Origin of the sequence: Vreelandella neptunia, from assembly GCF_000712975.1 — a bacterium.
Taxonomy (GTDB): Bacteria; Pseudomonadota; Gammaproteobacteria; order Pseudomonadales; family Halomonadaceae; genus Vreelandella; species Vreelandella qaidamensis.
Genome location: NZ_JHQL01000003.1, coordinates 506,692 through 527,984, shown reverse-complemented (window position 1 = coordinate 527,984; position 21,293 = coordinate 506,692). Strand labels below are relative to the sequence as shown.

The window sequence follows — 21,293 nt, the reverse complement described above, 5'->3', positions numbered from 1 at the left end:
CCATCCAACCGCGTTGAGCAATTAAAATCAAGCGATTAGCCATCCATACAGGACATATTGCTGTCATGCCAGCATGCTAAACTACTTATCATTATCGACGGTAACGTTGATCGGTTACGCCTACATCTCCGCCTACATCGACAGTTTATACGGATAGACTATGACGCACCCAGCCATCTGTTTGCCAACGCTTATTGCCCACCGTGGCTACTCAGCAGCCGCGCCTGAAAATACCTTAACGGCGGTGCGTGCCGCTCACCAAGCAGGTGCTACCTGGGTAGAACTGGACGTTCAGCTACTGGGCGATGGGACCCCTGTGATTTGGCACGATAGCGATATTAACCGCTGTTCTGACCAGCGCGGTGAACTTGCCAGCCTGACGTGGCAACAAGCGCAACAGCTTGACGTTGGCAGCTGGTTTGGCGATGCATTTGCAGGTGAAAGGATGGCCAGCCTTGAGGCAATGCTAGCGCTATTGAACGAGCTGAACATGGGGGTGAATTTAGAAATCAAGGTAAACAAAGGCCGCGACCCCATCGCCTTAGTGGAGACCGTCTTGCCAGTCGTATTAGCCGCCCTACCCGCCGAACGGCTGATTGTGTCCTCGTTTGATGCCCAAGCCTTAGCTCGTTGCCGCCTTATTGCACCTAAAGAAGCACTCGCGCTGGGCGTACTGTTTGGCAGTATACCGCCTACCTGGCGTAGCCAATGTGAAGCCGTCGAGGCGTTTAGCATTCACCCCCACTGGCCACGCTTAAAACATACACAGGCCGCTGCCATGCGCCGCGATGGTTATGAAATTTTATGCTATACCGCCAACGACCCAGGCGCGTTTGAAAGCCGTTGGAACTGGGGAATAGCCAGTGCGATTACCGATGAGCCTGAAGCTTTTCAACGCTATTTGAATAATCGACGGCAACACGGTTAAATTCGCTCACTGCCTAACTAATTGCTAAGGAAAATCATGCACTATCTTGGTGCCCATGTGAGCGCAGCGGGTGGCGCTGATCAAGCAGTGTTACGCGCGGTCGATATTGGCGCAAACGGCTTTGCCCTCTTCACTAAAAATCAGCGACAGTGGAAAGGTAAACCACTGACTGACGAAGCGATTGTAGCGTTTAAACACGCCTGCCAAACCCATGGGTTTGGCCCAGAACAAATTTTGCCCCATGACAGTTACCTGATTAACTTAGGCCACCCAGAAGCCGATGGGCTTGAAAAGTCACGCGTGGCGTTTTTAGACGAAATGCAGCGCTGTGAGCAACTAGGCCTTACCTTATTGAACTTTCACCCTGGCAGTCACCTGAACAAAATTAGCGAAACCGACTGCCTCAAACGCATCGCGGACTCGATCAACGAAGCGTTGTTACCTACAAAAGGTGTCACGGCAGTGATTGAAAACACCGCCGGACAAGGCACTAACCTTGGCTGGCGCTTCGAGCATTTGGCAGAAATTATTGCTCACGTTGATGATAAAACCCGTGTTGGCGTCTGTATTGATACTTGCCATGCCTTCGCCGCCGGATATGACTTGCGTACTGCCGAGGCCACCAAGGCAACGTTGAATGAGCTAGGCAAGGTGGTCGGCTTTGAGTATTTACGTGGTATGCATTTAAACGATGCCAAGAGTGCTTTCGCCAGCCGTGTAGACCGCCACCACAGCCTGGGTAAGGGCAATATTGGCCTGGACGCGTTCACAACGATCATGCAAGACGAACGCATTCATGACATACCGATGATTTTGGAAACCGTCGAACCCGGCATTTGGGCTGACGAACTCAATTGGTTACGCTCGCAAGTGCTCGATGCTCAAGTGCCTGACGCAGCGCCTGGCAAATAGTGAATCACATCGTGAAACCGTAGCCGTGTCGTCGTACTGTTACGCATGGCGTGGGGGCGGTCGGCAAAAAAGCGCAGCCCCTCGCCAACCCGCAATGTTTGCCAGCGCTCGTCAATGCGCAGCTCCATCTCACCCTCGACAACGACAATGTGCTCTACCACCCCGCTAGCGTGGGGAGACGATTCACTGATGGCTCCAGGCGCCAGTTCAATCATAAACATTTCAAAGCCCAACAGCGGGTCATAAGGAAATAGCAACCTCGCCTGCATGCCAGCACTATCATCGCCCCAAACAGACTCCCAGCCATATCGGTGAAGTTCTCCTAGCGCAGGCTTATCGCCATCAAATAGGGTTGAAAACGACACCCGAAAGCCGCTAGCAATTTTCCACAGCGTTGATACCGTTGGGCTTGATTCACCACGCTCTATCTGTCCCAACATGGCTTTACTCACCCCCGTTTTACTCGCCGCGCGATCTAGGCTCCAGCCACGATCTTTGCGCAGTTTTTTAACGGTTCCCGCAACATGTTCAGCAATGGTGTGTGGCTCACTTGCCATGAGGCTCTCCTCGATATTCACCTAAGTAGTTTACCGATTCATTCATTGATACACACGGGCACTTAACACTTGTGCGTTATTACGCACAATGATAGCCTCTTGCGATCGTGCGTTATAACGCACAAACTACCGCACTAGCGAGGCAACACAATGGAAGCGCCACAAACTCTGCCGACCAATGACACGCCCAACACCTCTTTCTGGCAAGACATCAGCGTCTCGACCGTTACCGCAGGTTTTGTGGCGGTAACCATTGGCTATACGAGCTCAGCGGCGATCATTTTCCAAGCGGCTGCCGCTGCGGGTGCCAGCACCGCACAAATTAGCTCCTGGCTGTGGGCGCTGGGTATTGGTATGGGCATTACCTCATTAGGGCTTTCGCTGCGCTATCGCATGCCTTTATTAACAGCATGGTCAACGCCAGGTGCAGCGTTTTTGGCGACGAACCTTCCTGGCGTTCCCATTGAAGAAGCTATCGGTGCTTTTCTATTCTCTGCGCTGCTGATTACGCTATGCGGGGTAACAGGGTTGTTTGAGCGCGTGATGCGTTATATACCCAGCGCGATTGCATCCGCTTTATTGGCAGGTATTCTGCTGCGCTTTGGCTTAGAGCTGTTTAACGTTATGGAAAACCAATGGCGGCTACCACTGGCTATGTTAGCCGCCTGGGTAGCAGGCCGACGTTTATGGCCGACACTCGCGGTGCCCGGCGTACTATTAATCGGCATTGCAATTACCCTGTGGCAGGGCCAACTAAACCTACAAAATATTCCGCTGGCACCTACAGCCCCTGTTTTCATCACGCCCGTCTTTTCGCTGCCAACACTGATCAGCATTGGCATTCCTTTGTTTGTGATTACCATGGCGACCCAAAACTTACCTGGTGTAGCAGTGCTCCGGGCAGCAGGCTATCAGCCAAACAGTTCGCCACTTATCAGTTGGACAGGGGGTGCAACGCTTTTGCTCGCCCCCTTTGGTGGCTATGCGCTTAATATGGCGGCTATTAGCGCAGCAGTATGTATTGGGCCAGATTCACATGCCGACCCGCGCAGACGCTATACCGCAGGCGTGGCAGCGGGTGTGTTCTATATCGCAATGGGGATCTTTGGGGGCACAGTTACCGGCGTCTTCAATACACTTCCCAGTGTCTTGGTCATGTCGCTAGCAGGTATTGCGTTACTGGGCACCTTAAGTGGTGGGTTAGCAAATGCATTTGAGAATAGCGGGCAACGAGATGCCGCCATTATCACCTTTTTACTCACTGGTTCAGGCATCACTTTGCTAGGTATAGGCGGCGCATTCTGGGGGCTTGTAGCAGGCTTGGTGGTACTAAAGCTGACAAAGCCCCCACACGGTTAGACGTAGATAAGACAACGCGCTAATAAAAAGCCCCCAGAGCGTTCACTACTGGGCTAATGCCAGTCAGTTAAGCCTGTCTGGCATTAGCCGATGGGCTGGTAAGTGCCTGACGGTGATTCCACAGCCCTCCGTGTCGCCCTCGTCATTCCCGCAGGCCCTTAGCGGGAATCCATGTTGACCTGGGATTTCGGGCGGCTGCAGGCCAAGGTCAAGGTGGATTCCCGATTACCCCACTCGGGAATGACACTTTCCACCCCGTCATTCCCGCGTGCCTGCCGTCTTGTCATTCCCGCATGCTTTTAGCGGGAATCCAGTTTGATGTTGGTACGCTGGCCTCGGCGGGTAAGGTCAAGGTGGATTCCCGGTTACCCCACTCGGGAATGACACTTTCCACTCCGTCATTCCCGCGTGCCTGCCGTCTTGTCATTCCCGCATGCTTTTAGCGGGAATCCAGTTTGACGTTAGTACTCCGGCCTCGGCGGGTAAGGTCAGGGTGGTTTCCCGATCACCCCACTCGGGAATGACGTACGGTGACTCGGGAATGACGTGCGGTTTACGCGTTACATCGTCGCGAGGCGTTCTTCATCCATCACGCCCGACATCCTCACCATGGCTAATGCTTCATCCAGGCTTGCCACTTCTTCCATCATCAACAACTCGTTTTCCAAACTAACCGGCTGTCCAGCTTTATCTGATAACAGCTTCTCTAATGCAGCTACGTCCATAGCGTCGTCTAAGTGGTGAATATCTACCGACGCACTGCTCGCGCTGGGCAGGTAGATAGTGCCATTAGAGAAATCCACGGCATAGGCGATGACACCCGGCACAATGAAAAACAGAAGCCCAACACCGTTGGCGATAGCCACGACCGGGTCTACATTACCACTTAATTGCCCTTTACGTTCAGGGTAAAAAAGCGTCCCACAACCACTTAACGTTACAATGGAGACACCTACAATGGCCCCCGTTAACCAACGGCGTACTACTTGCTGCATGAAGGTTCCCTCAAAGTCCTAACATACCGATAGCCGAAGAAAATGCTGTTATTAACCAGTGCTATCGAGCCACAAAACTTGGCGAGTTTAACACATTTGATTACCAACACACGCCAAGCTGTTAACGTAGGATTTTGCCGCTTTACCCGCTTAGCCGTACAATGCCGCATTCAACGCTAGCTTAAGCGCTGCATTACCTAACGATTTTGCATTACCCCTACCAACAAGGAATACTCACGCCCATGCGCGCCAGCCAATTATTGATTGCGACATTAAAAGAAACTCCGGCCGACGCTGAAGTCATCAGCCACCAGTTAATGCTGCGCGCTGGTATGATCCGTCGTCTTACCTCTGGCCTCTATACGTGGCTGCCTCTTGGCCTACGCACGCTGCGTAAGGTTGAAGCCATTGTTCGCGAAGAGATGAACCGTGCCGGCGCTCAGGAAGTATTGATGCCCGCCGTGCAGCCTGCTGACCTATGGCAAGAGTCTGGCCGCTGGGAGCAGTACGGCCCGGAACTGCTGCGTCTGAAAGACCGTCACGAGCGCGATTACTGCGTAGGCCCAACCCATGAAGAAGTGATTACCGACCTGGTACGTAAAGAAATTGCCAGCTATAAGCAATTACCGGTTAACTTCTATCAAATCCAGACAAAATTCCGTGATGAGATTCGCCCACGCTTTGGAGTGATGCGCTCTCGCGAGTTTATTATGAAGGATGCTTACTCCTTCCATCTGGACGAAGCCTCCCTCAAAGAGACTTACCAAGCGATGTATGATGCCTATACACGCATCTTCACTCGCCTAGGTCTCGACTTCCGTCCTGTCATTGCTGACAACGGCTCGATTGGCGGTACTGGCTCCCACGAGTTTCACGTATTAGCCGATTCAGGAGAAGATGATATTGTGTTCTCCAACGCCTCTGATTACGCCGCTAACATGGAAAAAGCTGAGGCTCTCCCCGCACCTCTCGGTAGCAACGTAGAGCGCGCAGCCCCCAGCGAAGAGATACGCTTGGTCGATACGCCAAATGCTAAAACTATCGCCGCCCTGGTCGAGCAGTACGACCTGCCTATCGAAAAGACCATTAAAACGCTAATGGTGCACGCCGCCGAAGGTGGCTTGATTGCTCTTCTTATCCGTGGCGACCATGAGCTAAATGAAGTCAAAGCTGAAAACCTTCCCCAGGTGGCCGCTCCGCTGACCATGGCGAGTGAAGAAGAAATTCGTGCAGCCGTTGGAGCAGGGCCTGGCTCCCTCGGCCCTGTCGGCTTGGAAGTGCCGATCATTATTGACCGCAGTGTAGCGCTAATAAGTGATTTTGGTGCCGGCGCAAATATCGATGGTCAACACTACTTTGGCATTAACTGGGAGCGCGACGTTGCCCTACCCCAAGTTGCCGATCTACGTAACGTGGTAGAGGGGGACCCTTCGCCCGACGGTAAAGGCACGCTTTCTATCAAACGTGGCATAGAAGTGGGTCACGTCTTCCAGCTTGGACAAAAGTATTCCGAAGCAATGAACGCGACAGTACTGGGCGACAACGGTAAAACCAGTCACCCATGGATGGGCTGCTATGGCATCGGCGTTACCCGCGTGGTAGCTGCCGCCATTGAGCAAAACCACGATGATTCAGGCATTATCTGGCCAAACGCCATCGCACCGTTCCAAGTAGCGCTGGTACCGATGAACGCCCACAAATCACAACGTGTGCGCGAAGAGTCTGAACGCCTTTACCAAGCACTAACAGCGGCGGGCTTAGACGTGCTGCTTGACGACCGCGATACACGCCCCGGTGTTAAGTTTGCCGACCTGGAACTGATGGGTGTGCCCCACCGCTTGGTGATTGGTGATCGCGGCCTAGATAACGGTGAACTGGAATACAAAGGTCGCCGAGATAATGAAGCGACCATGATTCCTGCTGACACCATTATTGATTTCTTGCGTGAAAAAGCAGGGCTGAGTAGCAATAAGTAAGACCACGTATGTTGCTGGGCGCAATAGCGTGGCATTTTCGCTGGGTTAACCGGTGGCTTTTAGCAGGCAGCATGTTCATTGCTGCCTTGCTGACGGCCAATGCAGTGGCAGCACCGCTGCGACTGACCCTTGATGCTGCCCATCAACAAACATCTTATTCTCAGCAGCAGTTGCAACAGTGGCGTAGCCGTATGGATGCGCCACTATCACGGTTTATCCGCGAACCAGCACAACGCCACGAATTATTAACGAGGCTGTACCAAGAAGCCCATTTAGCGGGCTTACCACCTGAGCTAGTGCTAGCTCTCATTCAAGTAGAGAGCGCATTTGAAGCCGATGCGGTCTCGTCTGCTGGCGCTACCGGACTCATGCAAATTATGCCTTTCTGGGTCGAAGAGCTTGGCCTGCCAATAGACAACCTTAGCGATCCTAATCGTAATCTGCGTTATGGCTGCACTATTTTAGCCCACTACCTCGCCGTCGAACGCGGCGACTTCACCCGCGCATTGGCTCGTTATAACGGCAGCCTAGGACAAACATGGTACCCAGAACGGGTGCTAAAAGCATGGCGAGATGATTGGCGTTAATCGGCGACAGGCTGCACTAACCCTAAGCTGACTAGTTGGCCCAGTAAATGGCAGATATCCCGCTTGATACTTTGCCTGCTAGCACCAACAAAAAAAGCCATTAAGGTATCAACAATGTCATCTTGGCATAGAGCCTCATGCTGCAGCAGCGCCCACACGGCTCTACTCGTCACATTCAAACGATGAATTTCGCCGCCCTCTTTCGCAATGACGAACAGCTCTTCACCCAATGGAAACTCATGAGCCACCGGGCTAATTTGCCACCTGCGCGTGTCGTTTGGTGCCAGTGCATGGCTCTGTTTGAACGCCTCAGGCGCAGTTTGGCGACGACACATATTCGTCGCCACAGCACCGCCAAGAAACCCATCGTTATCTATCTCGGTTGCCAGCCACGTTGCCGCTTCGTAAGCATCTCGGTAACGCATTAAAAAACACGGCAAATCTTTTAAGAGTGGCAAAAAGCGTTCAATCAACGTTTTATCCGACTCATGCTCAGCAAAATTCTGCTGCAACAACTGCCAGAGTCCATCCCCTGGCTGCAGGCGAACAAGCTGTGGCTCACTGATCGATTCATCGCGCTCAATAAGGAGTATGGCGCCTAGCGGACAACGCACCCCATGTGATGCCAGCTGCTGCTCGTTTAACGCTAAGTAGCCGTAGCGATCATCATGCGGCCCAAGATGAGTGGCAACAAACTGATGAAACTCAGACGCTAGAGTCTCGGGCAACGGTAAACGCAACCTAGGTGCAACACCCAGCGCTATCCCTTCACCATAACTGTTAAGTGTAAGTACATCATCGCCGAACACCCGATAACCAGCCGCGGCAAACGCTGCGGTCAGAGTACTTTTACCCGCTCGGTGGCTATCCGGAAATATTACTAGCTGTTGATTAACCTCTACCGCCCCGCAGTGAATCCCAATATGCTCAGGATGATGCCGAAGATAGGCACCTGCTAAATCAGCAATCACACTGCATGCGGTTCCTGCGGGTGTATCTAATAACATGCCACCCGGTAATGCCGGCGCTTCCTGCCAGTAACCATTAGGATGCTGCCAAACGCAAATAGCAGGCGCATGCTGCTGAGGCTCACAGGGTGTTAACTGCCAGCCAGGCATTGCCTGTTGAATCACTGGAAGTAGGTTTTCAGCATCAACCAAGCGCAAGCAAGGACCAATATTTTCCAGTGCATAATCGTCAGTAATCGATGTGCTAGCCACGTTCAATCCTACCAGCGAGGTAATAAACGACTTATGCGAATCTCAATAACAGCGTCTCTATCCCAACGAGAGCGCTGTGGGCGAGAGTAGTAAGGGCGGGAATAACCTGGGCGTGAATGCTTTGTTTTTGAATAGCGAGGTCTTGAATAGCTATGTCTTGAATAACGGGGCCTTGAATAGCTGGGCCGCGAGTAACGTGAACGGGAATGGTGATGTTCGCGCGCTTCAGCTTGCCCCATGGAAAACAGCGTAGGGGCAACGTAAAGTGCAGCGGCGCCAAGGCCTAAACTTGCTAGCACTTGACGGCGTGAACGCTGCTTATTCAGCAGGGAATCGGCTTCATTGCTCATATCAGCACTCCGGATTAATCGCTAGAAAGGTTATGAAACACTGTTTCAAAAACAATCCTAGCCCCGAAGCAAATGCCAAACCACCGGTTGGGCACCACTTTCCCATTGTTTACTTTTTTTAATTAACTTGCTGTGTTTTGTGAAAGCATTATGCAGCTGCGGTAATCTGCCAGTCATCACGCCCTGCGCTCTTTACTCGGTAAAGCGCTTTGTCAGCCGCTTCATAGGCAGTAGAGAGCGTGAACTCCCCTGCAGTAAAGCGCACAGCGCCAATACTCAGCGTTACCCTTTCATTATCTGGATGCGCAGGATGTTTAAAATCGGCTTCCTGTAAAGCAGAGGTCACTTGATCACAATAACTAACCAATAGCGCATCGTCATTACAAGGCACTACAGCAGCAAACTCATCACCTCCGAGTCGATACAGTTTTGCATCTTTACCAAGCACGTGTTTGAGAAGGCGTGCTAGGCGCCGCAATAGTTGATCTCCTTCGGGGTGGCCCAAAAAATCGTTGTATTGCTTAAAAAAGTCAATATCAACCAAAATCAAGGCAAGGGATTCCCCTTCGTTATTGACGATATCTTGATGCAGCGCACTTCGATTGCCTATGCCTGTCAGGGGATCGCACATTGCCTGCTGCATCCAGATCAACATTTGCTCTGTGGCGTGCTCAGTACGTCGCAACTGACGCTCATGCATTCGCCAAAACAGTAGCCCCAGTACAAAAATCACCAAACTAGAATAGGTGACAACCTGATTATGACGGCGTGTGTTTTGAGAAAACTCATTAATCGCCATACCACGCAGATCAAGCTGGTTCATCTCAATGCGTGTTAAGCATTCAATGGGGCCTAATAATTCAGCGGCGGCGTCAAACGGTGCCACGTTATTTTCATCGAGGCGTTGGGTCAGCAACGTTAGGGTCTGAAGACTGGTATTGGTGCAAGTATATTTTTGACGATACACGTCAATATCAATTAACCCATAGGCGAGATCTAGATTAAGCCTAAGCGCTTGCTGCTCATCTTCAAACAGCGATTCGCTAAGTAAATAGCGCTGGGCACGCTGTAAATACTCCCGTGATCGGGTGGCTAACTGTTGTCCTGTCAAACTGCCTGTTTGGCTAAAATACGCTTGTATCTCTGGGTATACCCAGCGAGCTTCGTATACTATCACCACCATTAGCGCCATAAAGCTCATTAGGCTTAACGATAGCCATGTCACATAGCGCCGCTTCCTAGCGAAAGGATTAGGCGGCGGTTGGACGGTCACCACTGAGCCTCGATGCTACGAATCATCCAGATCCAATCATTGAATTCACGCAGATTTTCGATATCTCGTTGATCGTCGTACGACTGTTCTACCAAGCGCAATGGCCCACGAGAACGCAATGTAAGAGGCTCTCCATCCTCTTCTGTCACCATTAACCATTTAGGATCATCCCAGCCACTGAGCGTTACTTCGTAATCATCCCATGCTGTAAAATGCAATGCAGGGGGAACTTCGCCAAACTGATCGACTAAAAAACGACGAAACTCAAGCCCACGCATAGCCACTTCGCGCCCTTGAAAGGGGTCAAATAGAGTCACCGTCGTTGTCGACTGCTGACGTAATTCATCGGTGGAGAGCGTTGTAGTTTTCTCACCATTAATAACACTTAATGCCTGAGCATAAGCTGGCATGGATAGCCAACTAAGTAATAGCAGAAAGCAAACAGCGCTAGCCTTTAGAAAATGATGCGTGAAACCGCGTATGGCAACAATGGAAGTAACAGCATTCATGGCAAACGTTTTCCTAGCAGTTTTATGCCTTAATTTTGCTGCTGTGTACTCTACCAGACAGATCAGCTAATTACTTAGAAACCATTCTTAACGAAACAGTTTTAGGATATCCATTTTTGCCAACAAAATTTTTTACCAACAAAAAAAGCCGGCCCAAATGGGCCGGCAACAGGAAGCTCACTATCAAAAGCAAGCCCCCTCCCCTGACGACTGTCACAACAAGCGGCGTTAATGCTTTTTACGTTCATCCTTTCGGAGATGATCACGCACGACAAAACCTACCCAACCAATCATAAAAACGATCATTAACGCGACAGTAACTAGACCGAAAATAACAGTATCATCCCAGTACATGGTGATCCCCTCCCCCCGTGATGTATGACACCATCGTAGTGTCTTAACACTGGCAGGAAGCTGACCTGGGTCAAGCTTTTTAAAGGGGCTAATTTCGGCCTATCAGGAACTTGATATGGATCAGTTTTTAACGCTTAAAGAGCCTTTCAGCGTTAAATACGTCGTACATTTTGTTCGCATTGACGTTTTAATGGCTCTTAAAATTAAAAGCCCCAGCAATGCACAAAGCAATAGACAATGTCTGCCCATTAACCATTAAAGCACTTTTCGATCTTCTACTTTGCTGTGTTCAGTTCCTGGAGGCAGTGGATGCCCTTTGGCCAATTCTGCACGGGTAGCATCCCGCACTTCTAATACATTAACCTGATAACGAAGTGTGTGACCTGCCAGCGGGTGGTTCGTATCGACCGTTACTATGTCACCATCAATGCTCAGCACCGTGACAATTTGCGGGCCTGCTTCTCCTTCAGTTTGGAAACGGCTGCCCGGTTCCAACACCGCGTTGCCAAACGACGCACGATTAACTTCTTGCACTAAGTCTTCATTGCGAATTCCGTAGGCATCAGCAGGTGCAAGCGTGACTCGCAGCTCATCTCCAGCCGTTTTATCTTCCAAAGCACGCTCTAAACCAGGCAAAATATTATCGTGCCCATGGAGATACTCTAGGGGCTTAGCACGCGCGTTGGAGTCGTCAAGCACGCGGGTGCTGCCATCGCTAAGCACATCGCTTAACACGTAGTGTAAAGTGACTACCTGATGGGCTGTAATCGACATGGAAAACTCCTCTCCGGTAAGCTATCAGCTTTGTCATGGATATCAGGCCTAGTCTATCACTGACCAGTTTTTAGTGGGCCTAGATGCAGACGTTTTCTTTCCAGGAGTGTTAATCCACATGCCCACCCCGATACCCCGGCGTAGTTGGTCGAGTGCGCTCGGTATTTACTGTCGCGCCCCTGTCATCACTATGTTGTTTTTAGGTTTTTCTGCAGGCCTGCCTTTTTTGCTGGTGTTTTCTACCCTTTCTGCATGGTTACGCAGCGATGGAGTAGAAGTGGCCGCTATTGGCTTTTTCGCCTGGATTGGCATGCTCTACTCAATCAAGTTTTTTTGGGCACCTATTGTTGACCGACTTGCACTGCCAATCCTGACGCGTTCGTTTGGACAGCGCCGTGGTTGGATGCTGCTTGCCCAGGGAATGATTGCGATAGGGCTAATTGGCTTAGCGGGGGTAAGCCCGGTGGGCAATTTGGGCTGGGTGGCGACCTTTGCGCTGCTGGTAGCCTTTGGCTCGGCCACCCAGGATATCGCCATTGACGCGTATCGCATCGAATCAGCAGATGACGATGTACAGGCTGCGATGGCTTCTACTTACATTATCGGCTATCGCGGGGGGCTGCTAGCAGCGGGTGCGGGTGCGCTCTACGTTGCCTCAGCATTTTCCTGGAATGCCGCTTATCTTTCCATGGCGGCGCTAGTAGGCATTGGCGTGATCACTGTGCTTATTCGCCCTGAACCAAAGCGCGCTTCGCTCACGGTTCAACTCATTCACGAACCAAAGGTCCGTGCCTTCATTCGTGCCAGCCGTGGCCAACCAAAAGTTTTGCGGCGTTTAGGTGCTTGGGTGATTGGTGCCATTGTGTGCCCTTTTACCGACTTCTTCCGTCGCTATGGGGTAAAGGCGCTAGGCATTTTAGTCTTTATCGCAGTGTTCCGAATTAGCGACCTTGCCATGGCCTCTATGGCAAATCCACTGTATATCGACTTAGGCTTTTCGCTGGCCACTATCGCTAACGTCACCAATATTTTTGGTATTGCCATGAGCATTACGGGAGGAATTCTTGGCGGTTTGCTGGTTGCTCGCTACGGCATTGGGCCACTGCTTATCATTGGCGCTGGCTTTGTCATGGTAACCAATCTACTGTTTGCAGCTTTGGCATTGATTGGCAACCAACTGCCCATGCTGGTGGTCACCATTATTGGCGACAACCTTGCCAACGGATTAGCTAGTGCGGTCTTTATTGCGTTTCTCTCTAGCTTAACGTCGCGGGCGTATACCGCGACTCAGTACGCACTGTTTTCGTCGCTGATGACACTACCAGGCAAATTTCTAAGTGGTTTTGGCGGGCTGGTCGTCACCGCTCAGGGATACGCCACTTTCTTCGTAGTGGCCACTCTGCTCGGGTTACCCGCCATTCTGCTAGCCATCTGGATCAGCCGAGATAAGCAGTTGGTGCCTACCCCAGTGATCGCAGAAGCAAAATAAAGCTAGCGGTGATCCGCTAACCACGCCAGCGCTCCTGGCGTGGTGCGCCACTGGTCACGCATCAACGTACGATATTGCCATGCTTCTGCGCGGGAGCCAGGATCGACCTGACCATCCGCGTGAGGCATTGAAGGCCGCGGGTTCTCGGCGCATAGCAGCTCAAGGGCGTAGCGATTATGGGCGATCACATCCGCCAGTGCTGCTTCAGCGGCATCGTGATTTTCCAACCGATACAGGGCTAGAGTACGGCCCATCAATAACCCCAATTCTAAAGAGCCATCGTCTTTTTGAGGCTCCTCAGTGAGCGCTAGCGCTTCTTCATTGCGGTCATCACGCAATAATTGATCAAGTACCAACTCCCTCAAGCCGAGGCTGTCTTCCGGATCGATAGCGAGCAGCTCTTCGGCCAACTCGCGGGAGTGCTGGCGCGCTCCGCGCTCCATGCCTACCACCAGCGCAAGGCCTGTCCGCAGTAGCATGGCGTTATCTGCATCATCCCAACATAGGCTGCCGTCACCTGCAGCGCGAGCCTGCTCTAGCCAGCGGGAAAGGCGCAACGCCAGCGGTTCCAGCAACCCCGGTGCCATCCACGGCAGGCTACCAAAGCGACTGGTCAGTGCCAGGGTTAAATCTTGCACTACCTGGGGGGCATCCAACCATTCTGGGTGAGCACACAGCTCAGACATCCAGTCTATTGCATTCACCCACGGATCATCGCGAAAGCCCAAGGCAACTTCTTCATCGACCATCACTTGAAACTGTTCGTGCCAGGCCGCAAACAGGGTTTCTTCACGTGCAGTGGTGGTGTAGTGCAACCTTCCGGAATCGGCATCTTGCTCAATGGTAAGCTTTGGAGCGATAGGTAGTGCAGCTAACAGTGCCTGCAACGACACCAGCGGCGTCGCCATATCTTCTTCAGCACTCAACAGCTGGTCGGCTAGGGTGGCACCCGGGTTTTCTGCCAGGGCTGCTAGAAATTCAAGCTGCTCTTCATCTAGCTCACCCTGACGAACAAGACGGCGATACCAGAAATTAGCACGCTCTTTGGCCTCGGCTTCATGGCCTTCATGCAGCAGCAGCATGGCTTCAATATAGGCTAGCGTCGGTGAATCCGGCAGTGCCTGCTGCGCTTTTACGAACGCGGCACGGGCGCTGTCTAAGTCATCGTTATCCAGGTGCATTAAGCACAGCCTTTCTAGCGCTACACCGCGCAAAAACAGCGGGCCGCGTTCCATAACGTCGTCAAGCAGATCAGCACGCTTACGGGTAAAGCCACGCTCTTGATAAATATCTAGCAAAATTTCAAAGGCAGGCTCGGCCTGCTCCGGCAAACGCGACCAATCACTGCCATCAAACAGAGACTCAAGAATCTGCATTGAACGCCCGGTTTGGCCGCTTTCAGCAGCAATTAACCCGGCTTCTAATAGGGCCTGGGCAGGTGCTTGTTGGCTTTCTAGTGCTGCTTTAAGCGTAGCGCCCTTCCACTCACGCAGGGAAAGCATCCACATCATCTGTTCAGGTATATCCGTGGGGAAGTCAACGCGGTAGCAGCACTGTTTGAACTTGCGCCCTGAATCACACCAGCAAGGCTCATTGCGGCCTGGGGTGGCCAACGGTTCGCTTGCAAAATCAAGCCGCTCTAGCGGCGTTTGCGACCATAAAATAGGTGCAAGCGCCTGAGCGGTTGCCACATCGCCATTAAACGCATCCGCGCCTTCGGCACGCACCCAGGTCATAAAATCGGGGTAGTGTTCTTGCTGCCTAATTGCCGAGAGTGCCCCAGAGGCAAATCCCAGCAGTTGATCGACCCATACCGCCAGCATTGCCGTCTCCACTGTCTTCAAAACGCTATTGAAAAGCGCAATAGTCTAGCATGACAGGCGACGCTCCCGCAGCGGCTATTCATTATGGGGTGCGTGCCCAGGCTAGCAGTGGCTCGGTGCGGGTATGCATATCTAGACGTGCTTTAAGGCGCACTAAGTTCCAATAGTGCCCATTCAGCGCGCGGGAAAGCAGCAAAGTATCTGCTGGCGGTTGCAGACGATCCATGGCGGCCCACACTTTTGGCGTTAGCTCGCGCAAGCGACGGTGTACCCGCACATCACTGAAATCCTGCTCACCTGGGGCAAACAGCGGCGATACGCATTCTGCAGACTCCCGATAAAGTGCCAGCGGCGCGCCCTGCCCCTGGCGACCACCCATTTTCATTAGCGCATCATCCATCGCCATGGGGTCTTGAGCCAGCGTGGCATCTAATAACTGCATCATGGCTTTCAAGCGCGCTTCCGGCACTGGTATCACTGCGCCGAAATCATAGATAACCAAGCGCCCTTCTGCATCTGCTGCAAAGTTACCGGCATGGGGGTCAGCGTGCAGCTCACCATAGGTAAACAGCTCCTCGGTAATCCAATCAGCCAGTGCTACCGCAACTTTCTGGCGAGTGGCATCATCGGTGCTTTCTAACTCACGAAGCGGTGTGCCTCCTACGTAACGCATCGCCAACACATGCTGCCCAGATAGTTCAAACAGCGGCTCAGGTATCACCAGCTGAGGATTATCCTGATACCGCTCACGATAGCGGGCCAGCGCTTGCGCTTCAGCGTGATAATCTAACTCTTCACGCAGCCCCGCCGCTAACTCTTCAAAGAGCGCATCCAAACGCGCTTGGGGCACCTTGAACCAACGCCCCAGGCTCATAATACGTTTCACCTGTTTCAGATCGCTCTCAAGCACATCCGCAAGCCCAGGATACTGCACTTTAAGCACTACGGTTTCGCCTGCAAGGGTGATTGCTTTATGCACCTGCCCCATCGAGGCACTAGCAAACGGGCGCTCTTCTATTTGGCTAAAATACTCATCAATATCACCATACTGAAGCACCAACGCTTCACGAATACGCGGCCACGGCATGGGCTCTGCCTGACGTTGTAAGCGAGCGAGTTCGTTCGCTAAATCTGGGGGCAACAGGTCATCCCACTGAGACATAATTTGCGCCAGCTTCATGGCCGGGCCTTTTAGTTCAGAAAGCCCTTCAAACAGCGCTTCACCCAATGCCCGCCAATCAGCTTGGCCACCTAAACGGGTTTTCAGCAGCGCCCCGCCAGTGCGGGCACCTAGCCCTAATAAACGTCGTGTTCTACCGCGCTCGCGCATGTAAACCGCCTCAGTAATTGCTTTCTGACAGCTTACTCAATTTGTTAATTTTATACAAAAACTATACACAAAAATAAACCCATCCACTTATAAAACAACTCCATTTAATTATCTATGGCATAGGCAACACGCTAACCTGTTGCAAGTTCTGCTAAAATGGCAATTTGTTGACCAAACGCCAGGGCCACACACTGTATGCGCTTGATTATCGCCGAGAAACCCAGCCTTGCACGGGCCATTGCTGACGCACTACCCGGCAGCGCAAAACGCCAGGATGGCGCTATGGTCTGCGGCGACACCACGGTAACGTGGTGCCTAGGCCACTTGCTGGAACAGGCACCACCCGAAGCTTACGACCCTGCCGATAAACAGTGGCGACTAGACCGGCTGCCCATTGTGCCGCAGCAGTGGAAACTGATGCCGCGACCTAAGGCGCGTGGGCAACTGGCAGTGATTCGCAAGCTGATTAAGCAGGCCACCAGCGTGGTCCACGCTGGCGATCCAGATCGCGAAGGCCAACTGCTAGTGCAGGAAGTAATTGAGTACATGAAGTATCGCGGCCCTGTTCAGAGGCTGCTGATCAGCGACCTTAACAAACCCGCCGTGAGCCGTGCACTTGCCAAGCTGCGCTCCAATATGGAATACCAGCCGCTGTTTCAAGCGGCACAGGCGCGCTCGCGTGCTGACTGGCTTTACGGCATTAACTTAACCCGCGCCTGGACGCTAACCGGCCGCCAAGCAGGGCATGACGGCGTGCTTTCCGTTGGCCGTGTGCAAACCCCAGTACTGGGGCTGATCGTGCGCCGCGACAATGCCATTCGTGACTTCAAGCCCCACCCGTTCTACCCGCTGTGGGCGGATTTACAGGTGGCCCAAGGCCAGCTGCGCGCCTGGTGGGCACCTAAAGCGCACCAGCCCTTAGATGAACAAGGACGGCTGATTGATCGCACTCCCGCCGATGCCTTAGCAGCACGGCTTCCCGGCGCTCGGGGCACCCTAACCACCCTCGATCAACAGGAAAAACGCCAAGCGCCGCCGCTGCCCTATTCGCTTTCTGCGCTACAAGTAGACGCCGCGCGCCGCCATGGGCTTTCCGCACAGATGGTGCTGGATATTTGCCAGCGGCTTTATGAACAGCACAAATTAATTACTTACCCTCGCTCCGACTGCCGCTACCTGCCCGAAGAGCATCTAGCGCTGGCCCAACGTAGCTTAAGCAGCGCCTGCCAGAACGATGACACGCTGCGTCAGTGGCTGAATGGAGCCGACTTTACCCTGCGCTCAAAAGCCTGGAACGACAAACAAGTAGGCGCACACCATGCCCTAGCACCAACGGGCAAGCCCGCCGACTTTAGCCAGCTTTCCGCTACTGAAGGCCATGTATTTCGGTTGATTGTGCGCAATGTGATGGCGCAGTTTTACCGGCCGCTGCGCACCTTTGAGGTGAAAGCTGAGTTCACCCTGTTAGATGAAGCGTTCCGTGCTCGCGGCCAGAGCATTCTTGATTACGGTTGGAAGCCACTCTTCACCACCCGCGATGAAACTCCACCGCTGCCGCCACTCACCCAGGGGGAAGCTTGCCAAGCACTTGGCGCAGGCGTTGAAGAGAAAGAAACCCGCCCGCCGGAACCGTTCACTGATGCCAGTTTAATTAAAGCGATGATGAACATTGGTCGCTACGTAGATGACCCCAACGTGCGCCGTACGCTACGTGACACCGACGGCCTTGGCACCGAAGCAACCCGCGCAGGTATTATTGAAACACTGGTACAGCGTGGCTACTTGGTGCGTCAGCAAAAAGCCCTGCGTGCCACCAAGCTGGGCTGTGCGCTGATCGCTGCCTTACCAAGCGCCGTAAGCACGCCGGAACGCACCGCCCTTTGGGAACAGCGGCTTAGGGCAATCTCAGAACAGCAGGATGACCCTGGCGCGTTTCAGCAAGCACTCTTGGATGATCTTTGCGGACTACTTACCCACAGCGATGCGGCCAAGCTAAGGCAGAGCCTGCAAACAGCCCAAGGCGAGGCCAGTGGGCAGACAAAGCGTGTTAGTAAGTCGAGAAAAAGCTATACGAAAAAGAAAAGTACCGGTGTCAGAAAAAAGACGAGCTGAAATTATTAACCACCGGCAATCATCATATTGCCGACTAAACCAAGCAAGAAGCCAGTAACCGCACCCACTGCAGGCATACTATGATGTGCAAGCTTAGATTCTGGTGCAATATCCTGGAAAACTAAATAAAGGATTCCCGCACTGGCAAACAGCATTAAAGCGCCCATCAACTCGTCATACTGAGACAATAAGTAATACCCTGTGGCGGCAGAAGCGGGCCCCACTAACGCTAAACCACTAAAAGCTAGCACGATTTTATTTGATGAGAGTTGAGAGTGACTGCTTAACTCCTCAAAAGCATTAAACCCTTCAGGTAAGTTTTGCAGAATCATTAACAGGGCCAACAATAATCCAGCGCTTCCTCCAGCGGCAAAGGCTGCGCCTAAAGCAATGGCTTCTGGGATAAAGTCAGAAAGCATCGCGACCAGCTGTCCAACAGAGCTGTTCAGCCTACTTAAAAAAGTATCCAAAAGATAAAAGCACACCCCTCCAGCGGCAAAACACAATGCGGAAAACAAAGGAGACAGTTTGCTCGTTCCCTCAGGAACTAGCACCAAAGCGACTGCCGATATAAGCGCACCCCCGCCAAAAGCAACAATGAAATGCCGCCACGAAGTACCCAAGAAATAAGGATGCACAAGATCAAGCCTAGCGAGCAATGCCCCCGTGGGCATCGCCGCGCCAGCTAGCAATGATAATAATAAGATATACGTAATTTCAGTCATCGATATTGGCTATCACTCTGCTTATAGACCATAGACTTCAAGCACTGCCCTCTCACGACTTTACAGCTCATCTGACAACAGTGGCGGCATCGGACAGTCGAGGATATCGGCCATTACCCGGAACAACTCAGCTTCAGCTGGGCGAATATGCCCGCTATGCTCAATGCAGCGCGCCATGGCTTGTAAAAGAACGGGCTTTTGCAGCGGCTTTAAGCGCCGTAAGCGCTCCACGGCCAAACTTAACGCCCGCATATCACTTACTTCGTTAGTGGCAGACAAGGCGAACGGCAGCTCGCTTTCCGCTGCGTTAAGCGCCGCGCTAACCTCTTCAGGGTTATCCTGGTCAGGGTTATCCTGGCCAGCTGCCGCTAGCACACTGAGTAGGCGCTGGCACTCTCGCTGTAAATCGCTGAGTTTAAGATGAGCGAGTCCACTGTTCTTTTCGCCCAGATTGTTCAGCAGCAGCTGATACAGCGTCCATTCAAACAAACTGACGTGGCCATCCGCGTTGATCAACCGCTCCATACAGAGGCGAAAGTGTTGAGCCTGCTCAACGGAAAGTGACTTTAAGGCTGGTAATGCCAATTCAACTAGCGGCAGTCGTAACTCAATATCCAACCTCAATACTTCTGGCCCAATGTCCATTAGCACGCGATAAACATCTGGCAAGGCAATTTGTTGTAATGCCTCTAGCTGCTGCTCACGAACTGACGGTTTATCACTTAATAGCAGCGCATAGATTAACGCACGAGCAGTATAAGGTTCATGGGCTGCGGTTTTGATTCGTTCTGGCAGCGCCTCTAGCGTTGCCCTGGCTTGCGCCAGATGGCGTTGAGTGGGCTGGCCGATGGCGTTAATGGCCGTTTGAGCAGAAGCTGCGGTTAATACAGCAGTCATCGTCCCTTTGCTTAGCTTCGCATCAGAGCGGTCTTCACTGCCATCTTCACTATCTTCTGAGCCGGGGGTGTCATGATCAGTTTGCTGCGAGTGCCAGCGAACCTCGAAGCGGCCATCCCAGTCTGGCATTACCCGTTGAATACGATTTTTAAGTGGCGGATGGGTCGCCATCATACGAGTCAACCCCAGTTTTATGCCCTGGCCGAAAAACAGGTGGCTGAATTCCGCTGCCTGAGGCGCTTTCAGGTAGGAACCCTGACGATGCGAGCCGATCTTGACCAGCGCATTACCAATGCCATAGGGGTTACGAGTGAACTGTACTGCCGAAGCATCCGCCAAATATTCGCGCTGCCGACTGACCGCTGACTTAATCAGATTGCCAAAAAAGGTGCCTGCATAGCCGACCACCATTAGCGCCGCTCCCAGCCCCAAAATTACCGCCGCTGAGTTGTTACGTTTACTGCCGCCAGCACGCCGATAGCGCATGCTACGTAGCAAAGTGCCACCCAATAGCCCAATCAGAAGAATACCGTGGAGGATGCTGACCAAGCGTATGTTTAGCCGCATATCGCCGTACAGAATATGACTAAACTCATGCGCAACGACACCTTGCAACTCTTCCCGCGTTAGATTGCGGATGGTGCCACGGGTAATACCAATCACCACATCGGTGGTTTGGAAGCCTGCGGCGAAAGCATTAATGCCCTCTTCTTCTACGACATAAACGGAAGGCACTGGCGTGCCCGATGCAATGGCCATTTCTTCAACCACATTGAGAATGCGGCGTTCATCGGCGTCGTGGGTCGTTAGATTAATCTCTCGTCCACCCAGCGCTTCAGCGACTGCCCGACCACCACCACTTAGCTGACGTTGTTTAAATAGACCGCCGAGCACCACAACAGCCAGCACCCCAATAGCCACACCAGCAACTAGCTGAAATGAGAGCGCGGACCACATTCCCTGTGCCGAAAGGCTGGTTTGTTCTGCACCACTCATCAGATGCAAGGCGATGGCAACGACCAATGTCGTCACGATCACCAACGCCAGCACTGCCAGTACCAGCAAGATAACCAGATGCCAGGTTTTGCGCTGAGCGTGTTCCTGAGCAGTGAAAAAATCCATG

At 52.5% G+C, this 21,293-nt stretch carries 19 protein-coding genes; 7 read left to right on the top strand and 12 right to left on the bottom strand.

Annotation, left to right across the window (positions count from 1 at the left end; genetic code table 11):
- Positions 1-160 precede the first annotated feature (160 nt).
- A complete protein-coding gene (locus CR46_RS0110465; protein ID WP_030072614.1) occupies positions 161-928 on the top strand; it encodes a glycerophosphodiester phosphodiesterase family protein in 768 nt (255 codons plus the stop codon).
- A 36-nt stretch (positions 929-964) separates the two neighbouring features.
- Positions 965-1,840: a deoxyribonuclease IV gene (nfo, locus tag CR46_RS0110460; RefSeq protein ID WP_030072612.1), complete on the top strand. Its 876-nt coding sequence runs from the start codon at positions 965-967 to the stop codon at positions 1,838-1,840.
- Here the strand turns inward: nfo and CR46_RS0110455 are convergent.
- Complete coding sequence (locus CR46_RS0110455; protein ID WP_030072610.1) at positions 1,810-2,397, bottom strand: helix-turn-helix domain-containing protein; 588 nt, start codon at positions 2,395-2,397, stop codon at positions 1,810-1,812. The genes nfo and CR46_RS0110455 overlap by 31 nt on opposite strands.
- Positions 2,398-2,547: 150 nt before the next feature.
- Between CR46_RS0110455 and CR46_RS0110450 the strand changes: the two genes are divergently transcribed.
- Positions 2,548-3,756 carry a benzoate/H(+) symporter BenE family transporter gene (locus tag CR46_RS0110450; protein WP_030072608.1) on the top strand — a complete coding sequence of 403 codons (1,209 nt, stop codon included), beginning with the start codon at positions 2,548-2,550 and terminating at the stop codon, positions 3,754-3,756.
- A gap of 560 nt (positions 3,757-4,316) precedes the next feature.
- On the opposite strand, the gene CR46_RS0110445 is transcribed toward CR46_RS0110450, so the two are convergent.
- Positions 4,317-4,751, bottom strand: coding sequence for a hypothetical protein (locus CR46_RS0110445; protein WP_030072606.1), 435 nt, complete (start codon positions 4,749-4,751; stop codon positions 4,317-4,319).
- Between the two features lie 242 nt (positions 4,752-4,993).
- Between CR46_RS0110445 and CR46_RS0110440 the strand changes: the two genes are divergently transcribed.
- Positions 4,994-6,727: a proline--tRNA ligase gene (locus CR46_RS0110440; RefSeq protein ID WP_030072603.1), complete on the top strand. Its 1,734-nt coding sequence runs from the start codon at positions 4,994-4,996 to the stop codon at positions 6,725-6,727.
- A gap of 71 nt (positions 6,728-6,798) precedes the next feature.
- On the top strand, positions 6,799-7,314 hold the full coding sequence (locus CR46_RS0110435) for a lytic transglycosylase domain-containing protein (protein WP_232222370.1): 516 nt from the start codon (positions 6,799-6,801) through the stop codon (positions 7,312-7,314).
- Here CR46_RS0110435 and CR46_RS0110430 read toward each other — a convergent pair.
- The 6 genes from CR46_RS0110430 to CR46_RS0110400 all read right to left on the bottom strand — a co-directional run bounded on the left by CR46_RS0110430 (position 7,311) and on the right by CR46_RS0110400 (position 11,794).
- Positions 7,311-8,534, bottom strand: coding sequence for a PqqD family protein (locus CR46_RS0110430; protein WP_030072599.1), 1,224 nt, complete (start codon positions 8,532-8,534; stop codon positions 7,311-7,313). The genes CR46_RS0110435 and CR46_RS0110430 overlap by 4 nt on opposite strands.
- Before the next feature lie 8 nt (positions 8,535-8,542).
- Positions 8,543-8,884 carry a hypothetical protein gene (locus tag CR46_RS0110425; RefSeq protein ID WP_030072597.1) on the bottom strand — a complete coding sequence of 114 codons (342 nt, stop codon included), beginning with the start codon at positions 8,882-8,884 and terminating at the stop codon, positions 8,543-8,545.
- Positions 8,885-9,032: 148 nt separating this feature from the next.
- Positions 9,033-10,109, bottom strand: coding sequence for a GGDEF domain-containing protein (locus tag CR46_RS0110420; protein WP_084180443.1), 1,077 nt, complete (start codon positions 10,107-10,109; stop codon positions 9,033-9,035).
- A gap of 44 nt (positions 10,110-10,153) precedes the next feature.
- Positions 10,154-10,666 (bottom strand): hypothetical protein, encoded by a 513-nt coding sequence (locus CR46_RS18560; RefSeq protein WP_030072593.1) that lies wholly within the window; start codon positions 10,664-10,666, stop codon positions 10,154-10,156.
- 228 nt (positions 10,667-10,894) lie between these two features.
- The gene (gene ccoM / locus CR46_RS18675; protein WP_009724614.1) at positions 10,895-11,020 is read right to left on the bottom strand and encodes a cytochrome c oxidase subunit CcoM; all 126 of its coding nucleotides are present in this window, start codon (positions 11,018-11,020) and stop codon (positions 10,895-10,897) included.
- A 255-nt stretch (positions 11,021-11,275) separates the two neighbouring features.
- On the bottom strand, positions 11,276-11,794 hold the full coding sequence (locus CR46_RS0110400; protein WP_030072591.1) for an FKBP-type peptidyl-prolyl cis-trans isomerase: 519 nt from the start codon (positions 11,792-11,794) through the stop codon (positions 11,276-11,278).
- A 118-nt stretch (positions 11,795-11,912) separates the two neighbouring features.
- Between CR46_RS0110400 and CR46_RS0110395 the strand changes: the two genes are divergently transcribed.
- The gene (locus CR46_RS0110395; RefSeq protein ID WP_030072589.1) at positions 11,913-13,283 is read left to right on the top strand and encodes an AmpG family muropeptide MFS transporter; all 1,371 of its coding nucleotides are present in this window, start codon (positions 11,913-11,915) and stop codon (positions 13,281-13,283) included.
- Between the two features lie 2 nt (positions 13,284-13,285).
- Here CR46_RS0110395 and CR46_RS0110390 read toward each other — a convergent pair whose 3' ends face one another.
- Positions 13,286-15,106, bottom strand: coding sequence for an SEC-C domain-containing protein (locus tag CR46_RS0110390; RefSeq protein WP_030072587.1), 1,821 nt, complete (start codon positions 15,104-15,106; stop codon positions 13,286-13,288).
- Positions 15,107-15,188: 82 nt separating this feature from the next.
- Complete coding sequence (locus tag CR46_RS0110385) at positions 15,189-16,436, bottom strand: ABC1 kinase family protein (RefSeq protein ID WP_030072585.1); 1,248 nt, start codon at positions 16,434-16,436, stop codon at positions 15,189-15,191.
- Positions 16,437-16,631: 195 nt separating this feature from the next.
- On the opposite strand from CR46_RS0110385, the gene CR46_RS0110380 reads away from it, so the two are divergent.
- Positions 16,632-18,548 (top strand): DNA topoisomerase III, encoded by a 1,917-nt coding sequence (locus CR46_RS0110380; RefSeq protein WP_030072583.1) that lies wholly within the window; start codon positions 16,632-16,634, stop codon positions 18,546-18,548.
- A 5-nt stretch (positions 18,549-18,553) separates the two neighbouring features.
- Here CR46_RS0110380 and CR46_RS0110375 read toward each other — a convergent pair whose 3' ends face one another.
- Positions 18,554-19,273, bottom strand: coding sequence for a ZIP family metal transporter (locus tag CR46_RS0110375; RefSeq protein WP_030072581.1), 720 nt, complete (start codon positions 19,271-19,273; stop codon positions 18,554-18,556).
- A gap of 60 nt (positions 19,274-19,333) precedes the next feature.
- Positions 19,334-21,292: a M48 family metallopeptidase gene (locus CR46_RS0110370; protein ID WP_030072580.1), complete on the bottom strand. Its 1,959-nt coding sequence runs from the start codon at positions 21,290-21,292 to the stop codon at positions 19,334-19,336.
- Position 21,293 lies beyond the last annotated feature (1 nt).

Coding starts and splice junctions, on each gene's coding strand:
- CR46_RS0110385 (WP_030072585.1), bottom strand. CDS start 16,436: ATGCGCGAGCGCGGTAGAACACGACGTTTATTAGGGCTAGGTGCCCGC.
- CR46_RS0110445 (WP_030072606.1), bottom strand. CDS start 4,751: ATGCAGCAAGTAGTACGCCGTTGGTTAACGGGGGCCATTGTAGGTGTC.
- CR46_RS0110390 (WP_030072587.1), bottom strand. CDS start 15,106: ATGCTGGCGGTATGGGTCGATCAACTGCTGGGATTTGCCTCTGGGGCA.
- ccoM (WP_009724614.1), bottom strand. CDS start 11,020: ATGTACTGGGATGATACTGTTATTTTCGGTCTAGTTACTGTCGCGTTA.
- CR46_RS18560 (WP_030072593.1), bottom strand. CDS start 10,666: ATGAATGCTGTTACTTCCATTGTTGCCATACGCGGTTTCACGCATCAT.
- CR46_RS0110400 (WP_030072591.1), bottom strand. CDS start 11,794: ATGTCGATTACAGCCCATCAGGTAGTCACTTTACACTACGTGTTAAGC.
- nfo (WP_030072612.1), top strand. CDS start 965: ATGCACTATCTTGGTGCCCATGTGAGCGCAGCGGGTGGCGCTGATCAA.
- CR46_RS0110425 (WP_030072597.1), bottom strand. CDS start 8,884: ATGAGCAATGAAGCCGATTCCCTGCTGAATAAGCAGCGTTCACGCCGT.
- CR46_RS0110380 (WP_030072583.1), top strand. CDS start 16,632: ATGCGCTTGATTATCGCCGAGAAACCCAGCCTTGCACGGGCCATTGCT.
- CR46_RS0110370 (WP_030072580.1), bottom strand. CDS start 21,292: ATGGATTTTTTCACTGCTCAGGAACACGCTCAGCGCAAAACCTGGCAT.
- CR46_RS0110450 (WP_030072608.1), top strand. CDS start 2,548: ATGGAAGCGCCACAAACTCTGCCGACCAATGACACGCCCAACACCTCT.
- CR46_RS0110455 (WP_030072610.1), bottom strand. CDS start 2,397: ATGGCAAGTGAGCCACACACCATTGCTGAACATGTTGCGGGAACCGTT.
- CR46_RS0110435 (WP_232222370.1), top strand. CDS start 6,799: ATGTTCATTGCTGCCTTGCTGACGGCCAATGCAGTGGCAGCACCGCTG.
- CR46_RS0110375 (WP_030072581.1), bottom strand. CDS start 19,273: ATGACTGAAATTACGTATATCTTATTATTATCATTGCTAGCTGGCGCG.
- CR46_RS0110395 (WP_030072589.1), top strand. CDS start 11,913: ATGCCCACCCCGATACCCCGGCGTAGTTGGTCGAGTGCGCTCGGTATT.
- CR46_RS0110465 (WP_030072614.1), top strand. CDS start 161: ATGACGCACCCAGCCATCTGTTTGCCAACGCTTATTGCCCACCGTGGC.
- CR46_RS0110440 (WP_030072603.1), top strand. CDS start 4,994: ATGCGCGCCAGCCAATTATTGATTGCGACATTAAAAGAAACTCCGGCC.